The 10,637-nt window shown below is 69.3% G+C and carries 10 protein-coding genes; 5 read left to right on the top strand and 5 right to left on the bottom strand.

The genetic code is table 11. The features are described 5' to 3' along the window. Window positions 1–13 precede the first annotated feature (13 nt). Entirely contained in the window at window positions 14–1,918 is a 1,905-nt protein-coding gene (locus BGN98_RS14645; protein WP_288121798.1) for a phosphoenolpyruvate carboxykinase (GTP), read from the top strand. Between the two features lie 36 nt (window positions 1,919–1,954). On the opposite strand, the gene BGN98_RS14650 is transcribed toward BGN98_RS14645, so the two are convergent. Next, window positions 1,955–3,871 carry an ABC transporter ATP-binding protein gene (locus BGN98_RS14650; RefSeq protein WP_288121799.1) on the bottom strand — a complete coding sequence of 639 codons (1,917 nt, stop codon included), beginning with the start codon at window positions 3,869–3,871 and terminating at the stop codon, window positions 1,955–1,957. A 97-nt stretch (window positions 3,872–3,968) separates the two neighbouring features. On the opposite strand from BGN98_RS14650, the gene BGN98_RS14655 reads away from it, so the two are divergent. The 3 genes from BGN98_RS14655 to BGN98_RS14665 are packed head-to-tail and all read left to right on the top strand — an operon-like array spanning window position 3,969 to window position 6,603. After that, window positions 3,969–4,910 carry an ABC transporter ATP-binding protein gene (locus BGN98_RS14655; protein ID WP_036289634.1) on the top strand — a complete coding sequence of 314 codons (942 nt, stop codon included), beginning with the start codon at window positions 3,969–3,971 and terminating at the stop codon, window positions 4,908–4,910. After that, window positions 4,907–5,779, top strand: a complete 873-nt coding sequence (locus BGN98_RS14660; RefSeq protein ID WP_036289636.1) for an ABC transporter permease — start codon at window positions 4,907–4,909, stop codon at window positions 5,777–5,779. The genes BGN98_RS14655 and BGN98_RS14660 overlap by 4 nt, the downstream gene beginning before the upstream one ends. Then, the gene (locus BGN98_RS14665; RefSeq protein WP_036289638.1) at window positions 5,776–6,603 is read left to right on the top strand and encodes an ABC transporter permease; all 828 of its coding nucleotides are present in this window, start codon (window positions 5,776–5,778) and stop codon (window positions 6,601–6,603) included. Before BGN98_RS14660 ends, BGN98_RS14665 begins: the two co-directional genes overlap by 4 nt. A gap of 25 nt (window positions 6,604–6,628) precedes the next feature. On the opposite strand, the gene BGN98_RS14670 is transcribed toward BGN98_RS14665, so the two are convergent. Together BGN98_RS14670 and BGN98_RS14675 are read right to left on the bottom strand one after the other, a co-directional pair. After that, window positions 6,629–8,023 carry an MFS transporter gene (locus BGN98_RS14670; RefSeq protein WP_288121800.1) on the bottom strand — a complete coding sequence of 465 codons (1,395 nt, stop codon included), beginning with the start codon at window positions 8,021–8,023 and terminating at the stop codon, window positions 6,629–6,631. Between the two features lie 202 nt (window positions 8,024–8,225). Then, complete coding sequence (locus BGN98_RS14675) at window positions 8,226–8,576, bottom strand: hypothetical protein (protein WP_005048079.1); 351 nt, start codon at window positions 8,574–8,576, stop codon at window positions 8,226–8,228. A gap of 229 nt (window positions 8,577–8,805) precedes the next feature. Here BGN98_RS14675 and BGN98_RS14680 point away from each other — a divergent pair, with 229 nt between their 5' ends. Continuing rightward, the gene (locus BGN98_RS14680) at window positions 8,806–9,090 is read left to right on the top strand and encodes a GIY-YIG nuclease family protein (RefSeq protein WP_036289642.1); all 285 of its coding nucleotides are present in this window, start codon (window positions 8,806–8,808) and stop codon (window positions 9,088–9,090) included. A 106-nt stretch (window positions 9,091–9,196) separates the two neighbouring features. On the opposite strand, the gene ribH is transcribed toward BGN98_RS14680, so the two are convergent. Continuing rightward, a complete protein-coding gene (ribH, locus tag BGN98_RS14685) occupies window positions 9,197–9,670 on the bottom strand; it encodes a 6,7-dimethyl-8-ribityllumazine synthase (protein WP_036289644.1) in 474 nt (157 codons plus the stop codon). Then, the coding region (gene ribA / locus BGN98_RS14690) for a GTP cyclohydrolase II (protein WP_288121801.1) at window positions 9,667–10,637 on the bottom strand (971 nt) is incomplete at its 5' end. The genes ribA and ribH, both read right to left, overlap by 4 nt.

Here is a 10,637-nt window from a genome sequence, read left to right on the forward strand (position 1 = left end):
GAAGGAGCCCGACATGGCCATCGCCGACATGTTCACCCGCCCGACCGCCATTCGCACCGCCACGGGGGCCGACGCGGCCGACGAGCCCCGCGGCGGGTTCGGGATGCGACCGGTCCTGGCCGGCGCAGGCTTGGAGGCGCTGCTCGCCTGGGTCGACGAGGTCGCCGCCCTGACGCAGCCCGCGCGCATCCACTGGGTCGACGGTTCCCGCGCCGAGAACGAGGCTCTTCTTCGCCAGCAGGTCGACGAAGGCAAGCTCATCAAGCTCAACCCCGAGTGGCGACCGGGCTCCTACCTCGCCCGCTCGCACCCGAGTGACGTCGCTCGCACGGAGGCGCGCACCTTCATCGCCTCGGCGCGACAGGAGGATGCCGGCCCCACCAACAACTGGGCACAGCCCGATCAGATCCGGGCGACCATCACCCCCCTGTTCGAGGGGTCGATGCGGGGGCGCACGATGTACGTCGTGCCCTTCTCGATGGGCGCCGTCGGCGGTCCGCTCTCGCACATCGGCGTACAGATCACCGACAGCGCGTACGCGGTGACCTCGATCGGCATCATGACGCGCGTCGGCACTGCGGTGCTGGAGCAGATCGCCGCCGGCAAGCCCTGGGTCAAGACGGTGCACTCGGTCGGCGCGCCCCTGGCCCCCGGCCAGGAAGACGTCGCCTGGCCCTGCAACGACGAGAAGTACATCGTGCACTTTCCCGACACGCTCGAGGTGTGGTCGTTCGGATCGGGCTACGGCGGCAACGCGATCCTCGCGAAGAAGTGCTTCGCACTGCGCATCGCCTCGGTCATCGGACGTGAGGAGGGGTGGCTCGCCGAGCACATGCTGCTGATCCGCGTTATCAGCCCGGAGGGCAAGCGCTTCCACCTCGCCGCCGCCTTCCCCTCGGCGTGCGGCAAGACCAATCTCGCAATGCTGCGTCCCACGATCCCGGGATGGCGGGTCGAGACCCTCGGCGACGACATCGCGTGGCTTCGCCCCGGCGAAGACGGTCGGCTCCGGGCCATCAATCCCGAGGCCGGATTCTTCGGGGCGGCGCCGGGAACGGGCGCGTCGACCAACGTGGCCGCCGTCGAAACGCTCTGGGGCAACACGATCTTCACGAACGTGGCTCTGCGTCCCGACGGAGACGTGTGGTGGGAGGGTCTCACCGACGACGTGCCGCAGGAGCTGATCGACTGGGAGGGCAAGCCCTGGACCCCGGCCATGGGCCGCCCGGCCGCCCACCCCAACTCGCGCTTCACCGTCAGCGCGGGACAGTGCCCGCAGATCGCCCCCGACTGGGAGACGCCCGAGGGCGTGCCGCTGGACGGCATCCTGTTCGGCGGGCGCCGCGCTACGAACGTCCCGCTCGTGCTGGAGGCCACCGATTGGACCCACGGTGTGTTCCTCGGCTCGAACATCTCCTCCGAGCGCACCGCCGCTGCCGAAGGGACCGTCGGCGAGCTGCGCCGCGACCCCTTCGCGATGCTGCCGTTCTGCGGCTACAACATGGCGGACTACTTCGGCCACTGGCTCAAGGTCGGCCAGCGTCTGCGCTTCGACCGCGCCCCGCGCATCTTCCAGGTCAACTGGTTCCGCAAGGGCGAGGACGGCCGCTTCCTCTGGCCGGGATTCGGCGACAACGCACGCGTGATCGACTGGATCATCCGCCGCATCGAGGGAGTGGTCCCCGCCATCGACAGCCCGATCGGACGGCTGCCGCGCACGGAGGATCTGAACCTCGACGGCATCGAGGTGCCCGATGCCGACCTCGACGCCCTGTTCGCGATCGACCGCGACCTGTGGCTGCAGGAGGCCGAGCTCACGGAGGAGTTCTACCGCACGTTCGAGGGGCGGGTGCCGCCGGCCCTGTACGCCGAACTCGCCGCTCTTCGCTACCGCCTCAAGCTCGCGGCGGTGGGGTGATACGGCTGACGCGCACGCGTGTGTCGTGATCGCGGCTCAGACGAGCAGCTGGTGCTTCGCGAGGTCGCGGTACAGCGGGACGGTCTCGACGAGTTCGGAGTGGGTGCCCTGCCCGACGACCCTGCCGTGGTCCATCACGACGATCAGATCGCTGTCCACGACGGTCGACAACCGGTGCGCGATCACGACGAGCGTCCGCCCCGAGGCGACGGCGTCGATCGCCTCGCGCATGCGCTGCTCGTTGAGGCCATCGAGCGATGACGTCGACTCGTCCAGCAGCAGAATCGGGGGAGCAGCCAGCAGCGCTCGGGCGATCGCGAGCCGCTGCCGTTCGCCGCCCGACAGCATGACACCGGCCTCACCCACCGGTGCGTCCAGGCCCAGATGCGAGCGCTCCAGCACCTCGCCGAGGTTCACGGCGCGCAGCACGCGCACGCACTCCTCGTCGGATGCCGACGGCGACGCCAACCGCAGGTTGTCGGCGATCGTCCCGGCGAGGGTCGGTGCATCCTGCTCGACATAGCCGAGCTGGGCGCGCAGCCGCGTGCGGTCGATGCCGCGGAGATCGACGCCGTCGAGCAGGATCGAGCCGGCCGTCGGGTCGTAGAACCGCTCGATCAGTGCGAGGGTGGTGGACTTGCCCGCACCCGACGGCCCGACCAGGGCGACGCGCGCCCCGCGCGGGACGCGGAACGACACGCCGCGCAGCACCTCGCCGGCCGCTTCCGAGACCGCCACCGTCGCGTCGGCGTGGGCCTCGGCGAGCAGGGCCGCCGCCTCGGTCTCCGAGCGACGGCGCGCGCTGACCACGGCATCCGGATACGCGAAATGCACGTCGCGGAACTCGATCGCCGACGTCGTCTCGTGGTTCTCGTGCGCGGCGGCCGTCGAGATCGGGGAGGTGCCGACGGCGACGGATGCCGCGACCTCCGCATCGCACGCCGTCTCGGTGCGCAGGTCCAGCATCTCCTGGATGCGTCCCAGTGCGCCCAGGGCCTGCCCGACCGAGGTGATCGCTCCGAAGAACGAGCCGAGGGGCTGCACGAGGAAGAGCAGGAACATCACGAACGTCACCAGCCCGGCGATCGTGATCGCGCCGGAGGCGACGCGGAGGCCGCCGACGCCGAGGACGACGAGCAGCGACAGCTGGAGGGCGACGCCGGCGACCGGCACTACGAACGCCGATGCCTTCGCGACCTGCACGCCGGCCTCGTACGCACCGCGGGCCGTGTGCTCGATGCTCTCGCGTTCACGTTCGGACGCACCCGAGGCGCGGATCGTGCGGATCGATCCGACGGCGCGCTCCACCCCCGAGGCCAGCTCGCCCACCTTCTCCTGCTGCACGGCGGTCGCCCGGCGGATCCGCCCGCTGAGCGCCACCACGACGGCGACCGATGCGCCGACGACGACCAGGATGAGCACCAGCAGCACCGGATCGATGATGAACATCGCCACGATCGCCCCGACGAAGATGAGCGCATTGCCGATCGAGTCCGCCAGCCCCTGGGTGAGCACCGCGTACAGCAGGGTCGTGTCGGTGCCGACGCGCGAGACGAGGTCGCCCGTGCGCCGCGCGTCGTACTCCTGCACGGGAAGGTGCAGCAGCTGTGCGATGAGACGGCGCCGACTCGAGTAGACGACCGCCGTGCCCGTGCGCTGCAGGAGGAAGTGCTGGATGCCGCTGATCACCGAGGAGGCGACGACGAGACCCACCAGCACCCATACCAGCAGACCCAGCGGGTTCTGCTTCTGCACCCGGTCGATGACCTGGCCGACCACCAGCGGCTGGGCGAGGGTCGCGACGGCGGCGAGCACGCTCAGCACCGCGACGACGACGAGGACGCCCTTCTGCTCGAAGACGAAGGGGAGCAGCTGTCGCAGACTCGCGCGAGGACCGTCATCGGGGGCGCGGCGGCGGGAGCGGGAAGGGCGGGTGGTGCTGGCAGAGGACATGAGGCGCTTTCCTGCGGTGTTCGGGTACTTCTATCTTCCCTCTCGGCGACGGCTGCCGGTGCCGCACGGTGTCGCAGGCCCTGGGTAGGGTGGATCGGTGCCTGCTCCTGTCATCTCCGCGCATCAGCTCGTGAAGTCCTACAAGGTCAAGGGCAAGCCCGACTTCGTCGCCGTCGACGGGCTCAGCTTCGAGGTCGCGCCCGGTGAGTCGTTCGGTCTTCTCGGTCCCAACGGCGCCGGCAAGTCGACGACGATGAAGATGATCGGTGCGGTCTCCACCCGCTCCGGCGGCGACCTGCAGATTCTCGGCCTCGACCCGGACCGCTACGGTCCCGAGATCCGCTCGCGGCTCGGCGTCGTGCCGCAGCAGGACAACCTCGACGGCGAGCTCAACGCCCGCGAGAACCTGTACATCTACGGCCGGTACTTCGGTCTTTCGAGCAAGGTGTGCCATGAGAAGGCCGATGAGCTGCTCGCCTTCGCGCAGCTCGAGGACAAGGCGAAGAACAAGGTCGACCAGCTCTCCGGCGGCATGAAGCGGCGCCTCACCATTGCGCGCGGCCTCATCAACGACCCGCGCATCCTGCTGCTCGACGAGCCGACCACCGGCCTCGACCCGCAGGCACGCCACGTCCTCTGGGATCGCCTGTTCCGCCTCAAGGAGCGGGGCACGACCCTGGTTCTCACGACCCACTACATGGACGAGGCCGAACAGCTCTGCGATCGACTCATCGTCGTCGACAAGGGCCGCATCATGGCGGAGGGCACCCCGGCATCCCTCATCCGCGAGCACTCCAGCCGGGAAGTGCTCGAAGTGCGCTTCGGCTCCGACCGCAACGCCCAGGTCGCGGGCAGCCTCGGCGGCATCGGCGAGCGGGTCGAGGTGCTTCCCGACCGCATTCTCATCTACGCGGACAACGGCGAGGCCGCTCTCGAACGCATCACCGGACAGGGGCTCGAGCCGATCACCTCGCTGGTGCGGCGCTCGTCGCTGGAAGACGTGTTCCTGCGCCTCACGGGAAGGTCGCTGATCGAATGAGCGCCGCCCAGACGGATGCCGGGACGCACCCCAGCCTGGACGAACTGCGTGCCGAAGCGATGCAGTGGGGGCGCAAGCCCCGCCGCCGCGGCGGGTGGTACGTCACCGAGCACATGGTCCGCGCGATGCGCGCCTACGGGTGGACGATCATCGTCGGCGCGGTCGGTCAGCCCATCCTGTACCTGCTGGGGCTCGCCGTGGGCCTGGCGGCCCTCATCCGCGTGCCGATCGTCGATCACGGCCAGGAGGTGAGCTACCTCATATTCGTCGCTCCGGCGCTGCTGGCGACCGCGACGATCTCGGTGGCCAGCGAGGAGCTCACCTACCCGGTCATGGCGGGCTTCAAATGGCGCCGCTACTTCTACGGCTTCAACGCCTCGCCGCTGTCGAGCCCGCAGATCGCCAACGGCGTCGTCGCCGGAGCGACGGCGCGGATGGTCGTCGCCTCGGCTGCCTACTACCTCATCGTGTGGCTGCTGCCCTTCGGCGCGGTGCCTCACCCCGCGACGGGATGGCTCGCGGTGTTCGCCGGTGTGCTGGCCGGGCTCGCCTTCGGCATCCCGCTCATGGCCTATGCGGGCTCGATCGAAGACGACAAGGGACAGTTCGCTCTCGTGCAGCGCTTCCTCTTCATGCCGATGTTCCTCTTCTCCGGAACGTTCTATCCGCTGGACTCGCTGCCGCTGTGGTTGCAGTGGATCGGGTGGGTCTCACCGCTCTGGCACGGCGCCGAACTCGGACGCGTCGCCACATACGGCGCGGCGGTGGACCCGGTGATGGTCACGGTCCACCTCGTCTATCTGCTCGCCCTCGCGGTGGTCGGCTACCTGTTCGCCCGCCGCGTCTTCACCGAGAGGCTCGCGAAGTGAGCGCCGTCGTCGAGGTGTCCTCCACCGTGGCCCGTCGCGGGGGCGTGCGCGCGCTGTGGGCGGGCAACCCCGGTGCCGTCGTCCAGCGCGGCCTCATCGCCGCGCGGTCTTCCAGCTGGGCGGTCGTGCTCTCGGGCTTCTTCGAGCCGGTGTTCTACCTCGCCTCGATGGGCATCGGTCTCGGCGCGCTGATCGGCGACGTCGAGACCGCCCAGGGCGCGAGCGTCAGCTACGCCGCCTTCATCGCGCCGGCGCTGCTGGCCGTCTCGGCGATGAACGGGGCGATCTACGACTCCACGTGGAACGTCTTCTTCAAGCTCAACTACGGCAAGCTCTACGAGGGCATGCTCGCCACCTCGCTCGGCCCGCTCGATGTCGCCCTGGGCGAGATCCTCTACGCGCTGCTGCGTGGGCTGGCGTATGCGACCGGGTTCATGATCATCATGCAGATCCTCGGGCTCAACCTCGCCTGGACGGCGGTGCTCGCCCTGCCCGCGGTGGTCCTGATCGCGTTCGGCTTCGCGAGTCTCGGCATGGCCGTCACCAGTTACATGAAGACGTTCCAGCAGATGGACTGGATCAACTTCGTGCTGCTGCCGATGTTCCTCTTCTCCGCCACCTTCTACCCGATCACGGTCTACCCGGGCTGGGTGCAGCAGATCGTCATGGCGCTGCCGCTGTGGCACGGGGTCGAGCTGATCCGGGGGCTGACGACCGGCATCCTCAACGTCGACATGCTGTGGCACGTCCTCTATTACGTCGCGATGATCGCGATCGGTCTCGTGTTCACCACGAAGCGGCTGCGCGCGCTGTTCCTCGACTGAGCGGCCGCCGTTCGTGCGTGAGTCGTCAGAGTGAGCCGGTCTCGCCGAGGCCGATGTTCGTCTCGTAGTCGACGTCCTTGGTCTCGCGGGAGAGGATCAGTGCGATGAGGGTGAGCACGGCGGAGCCCGACAGGTAGAGGCCCACGAGCCACGGCTCGCCGCCGCCGGCGGCCCACAGCCCCAGTGCGATCGACGGTGCGACGGCGGCGCCGAGGATCGACGAGACGTTGTAGGCGATCGCCGAGCCGGTGTAGCGGACGTTCGTCGGGAAGAGCTCCGGCAGCACGGCGCCCATGGGGCCGAAGGTGGCTCCCATCAGCATGAAGCCGAACACGAGGAAGGCCTGCACCAGCGCACCCGTGAACTTCGGATCGACGGCCGGAAGCAGGAAGACGTTGAACGTGAGGCCGAGCACGCCGATCAACGCCGTGACCCAGATGAGGAGCTTGCGGCGGCCGACCGCGTCGGCGATGGGGCCCGACAGCAGGGTGAACACCCCGAAGAACACCACGCCGATGATCTGCATGATGACGAAGTCGGTGTAGCCGAAGCCGAGGCCGGCGACCGGCGCATCCGTCGCCTTCGTGCCGTAGGCGAGGGTGAAGCTCGTCATCAGGTAGAAGAGCACGTAGGTGGCCAGCATGATGAACGTGCCGAGGATAAGGTTCTTCCAGTGTCCGCGGACGACCTCACCCAGGGGGAAGCGGCGGATCGCGCCCTTCTTCTCTGCGGTCGTGAACGTCTCGGACTCGACGAGCTTCAGTCGCACCCACAGACCGATGATGACCATGACCGCCGAGAAGAGGAACGGCACGCGCCAGCCCCACGCGAGGAAGGCCTCCGAGCGCTGCATCGGCCCGTCGGGGTGGGGGAGGGCGAAGTTGATCACGAGGAAGAGCGCGTTGGCGATGATGAAGCCGATGGGTGCGCCCAGCTGGGGGAACGTGCCGTACCAGGCGCGCTTTCCCTGGGGGGCGTTCTCGGTTGCGACGAGCGCGGCGCCCGACCACTCGCCACCGAGCGCGAAGCCCTGGAACAGGCGCAGCACGAGCAGCAGCAGCGCAGCCCACCACCCGATGTTGCCGTAGGTGGGCAGGCATCCGATGAGGAAGGTCGCGATGCCCATCGTGAGCAGCGATGCGACAAGGGTGGCCTTGCGGCCGAAGCGGTCGCCGAAGTGGCCGAACACGACGGCGCCGATGGGTCGGGCGATCATCGCCGCGCCGAACACGGCGAACGACGACAGAAGAGCCGTCGTGTCGTCGCCGGTCGGGAAGAACAGCGCCGGGAAGACCAGAACGGCGGCGGTCGCGTAGACGTAGAAGTCGTAGAACTCGATCGTCGTGCCGACCAGGCTCGCGGTGATCACGCGAGCGCGGGAGTTGACGGGCGCGGCGGGGGCCGCGGTGGCGGTGGACATGCGCAGAGGCTACCTATCGATGAAAACTCGTAGGTCCTCGTGGGACGCACCGGTGGTGGGCGTCCGGGGCAGGGGTGTGTGCAGCGGGCGCCGCGACAATGAGGTCACCGGGGCGCCGGCAGGTTCCCGGCGCACGGATAAAGAGTCTACGCCGCGTGGCGCGTCTCGTTCGTGCAGCGGGAACCGGCCGGCGTCGACGCGGTCAGCGCCAGAGGACGGCGAGGGCGGCGTTGAGGAAGGTCAGGATGCCGACCAGCCAGAACATGGCCGGCGGCACGGATCCGGTCTTGCGCTGGCGTGCGGTGCCGATGCCCAGCAGAGCGCCGATCGCGAGCAGCACGACGAGCTTGACGCCCAGCTTCGTGTAGTTGAGCGGGTAGTCGATGCCCCACGGCGCGGCCAGGGCGAGGCCGGCGACGGCGGCGACGAGCATGCCCCACGTCATCAGGCGGGTGACGCGCCGCTGTCCCACCGCCTCGACGACCCAGGCGCCGAAGAGGATGGCGAATCCGGTGAGGTGGACGAGGACGACGGCGTGACGCAGGATCTCCATGCCTTCAGCCTAACTGATAGTGCGCGCGTCCGCGCCCCCCCCCGGTCGTTGAGCGAGCGCAGCGAGTCGAAACGCGCCGGGGCTGAGGACGTTTCGACTCGGCGCTGCGCGCCTCGCTCAACGACCGGAAGCGACGTAACTCCGGTCGTTGAGCGAGCGTAGCGAGTCGAAACGCGGTCCCCTGTGGACTGCCGCCGTGGCAACCGTCGCGGACGACTAACGTCGCGGCATGCCGTTCGTGTACATGCTCCGTTGCGCCGACGGCACGTTGTACGTCGGCAGCACGCTCGATCTCGATCGGCGCCTCGCCCAGCATGCCGCCGGGGAGGGAGCCGTCTACACGCGGAGACGCCTGCCGGTCGAGCTGGTGTGGAGTGCGGAGATGGCGCGTGTCTCCGATGCCTTCGCGTGGAAGAAGCGGTTGCAGGGATGGAGCCACGCGAAGCGGCTCGCCTACGCGCAGGGCGGCATCGATGCCGTGCGCGGGTGGAGCGCGCGTCACCGCCGAGGCTGAGGGCGTTTCGACTCGGCGCTGCGCGCCTCGCTCAACGACCGGGATGAGAGCCCCGGTCGTTGAGCGAGCGCAGCGAGTCGAAACGCGGCTTCTGGTCGGTGCGGTGTCAGCCGCGAAGGCGCTGCAGCAGCAGCGCGGTGCGCAGCGCGGCATCCGCGGCTTCCGCGCCCTTGTCCTCCTTCGAGCCCGGAAGGCCCGCCCGGTCGATGCCCTGCTGCTCGTCGTCCAGGGTCAGCACCCCGAAGCCGACCGGCTTGCCGGTGTCGAGGGCGACACGGGTGAGGCCGTCGGTGGCCGCCGACGACACGAAGTCGAAGTGGGGTGTGCCCCCGCGGATGATGACACCGAGTGCGACGACGGCGTCCGCCCCGGCATCCAGGGCCGCCTTCGCCGCGACGGGCAGCTCGAACGAGCCGGGAACGCGCTCCAGGCTCCACTCGGCCCCGGATGCCGCGAGCACCCGCTCCGCGCCGGCGATCAGGCCGTCGGTGATGACGTCGTGCCAGAGGCCGGCGATGACGACGACCCGCAGTCCGGTCGCGTCGATCGGGACGGTCTGGGGGGCTCCGTCGCCGCTCATGCGTGCTCCTCCGTGCTGTGGGCGAGAGCCGCGTCGAGCTCTGCCGCGCTGATGATGTGGCCCATGCGATCGCGCTTGGTGGCCAGGTACTGATGGTTGTTGGCGCCGACGCCGACGAGCAGCGGCACCTGCTCGACGATATCGAGTCCGAGCTCGCGCAGCTGCTTCACCTTGTCGGAGTTGTTGGTCAGGAGCCGGATGCTGTCCACACCCAGATCCGCGAGGATGCCGCCGGCTGCCGCGTAGTCGCGGGCGTCGGCGGGCAGGCCCAGCGCGAGGTTCGCATCGACGGTGTCGAGGCCCCGCTCCTGCAGGCTGTAGGCGCGCAGCTTGTTGATGAGGCCGATGCCGCGGCCCTCGTGGCCGCGCATGTAGATGACGACGCCGCCGTCCTTGTCGATGCGCTCCAGCGCGGCGTCCAGCTGCGGGCCGCACTCGCACTTCTGGGAGCCAAAGGCTTCACCGGTGAGGCACTCGGAGTGCACGCGCACGAGCGGGGCCTTCTCGGTGAGGTCACCCGAGACGACCGCGATGTGGTCGGTGCCGGTCACGCGGTCCTTGTACGCCAGAAAGCGGAACGTTCCGTGCGAGGTGGGCACGGTCGCCTCGGCGCGCAGGCTCACGCGGCGCTTCTGGGCCGCCGCCTGCGCAGCGGGCGCGGCGACCGGTTCGACCTCGTCGAGGTAGGCGATGAGCTGTTCGATCGTGATCACCGGAACGCCCTCCCGCTCGCCCATCTCCATCAGACCCGGCAGACGCATCATCGACCCGTCCTCGGCGACGACCTCGCCGATCGCCGCGACAGGCTGCAGACCCGCGAGACGCATCAGCTCGACGCCGGCCTCGGTGTGACCCGCACGCTCGCGCACGCCGCCGTCCACCGCGCGCAGCGGCAGGATGTGACCCGGCCGGATCACCGACGACGGCACGGATGCCGGGTCGGCCAGCACATTGAGGGTGTGCGAGC

This window comes from Microbacterium sp. 69-7 (assembly GCF_001897985.1).
GTDB classification, from domain to species: Bacteria; Actinomycetota; Actinomycetes; order Actinomycetales; family Microbacteriaceae; genus Microbacterium; species Microbacterium laevaniformans.

Excerpts from the sequence above, each read along its gene's own strand:
- BGN98_RS14645 (WP_288121798.1), top strand. The coding sequence starts at position 14 with ATGGCCATCGCCGACATGTTCACCCGCCCGACCGCCATTCGCACCGCC.
- BGN98_RS14650 (WP_288121799.1), bottom strand. The coding sequence starts at position 3,871 with ATGTCCTCTGCCAGCACCACCCGCCCTTCCCGCTCCCGCCGCCGCGCC.
- BGN98_RS14660 (WP_036289636.1), top strand. The coding sequence starts at position 4,907 with ATGAGCGCCGCCCAGACGGATGCCGGGACGCACCCCAGCCTGGACGAA.
- BGN98_RS14670 (WP_288121800.1), bottom strand. The coding sequence starts at position 8,023 with ATGTCCACCGCCACCGCGGCCCCCGCCGCGCCCGTCAACTCCCGCGCT.
- BGN98_RS14675 (WP_005048079.1), bottom strand. The coding sequence starts at position 8,576 with ATGGAGATCCTGCGTCACGCCGTCGTCCTCGTCCACCTCACCGGATTC.
- BGN98_RS14680 (WP_036289642.1), top strand. The coding sequence starts at position 8,806 with ATGCCGTTCGTGTACATGCTCCGTTGCGCCGACGGCACGTTGTACGTC.
- ribH (WP_036289644.1), bottom strand. The coding sequence starts at position 9,670 with ATGAGCGGCGACGGAGCCCCCCAGACCGTCCCGATCGACGCGACCGGA.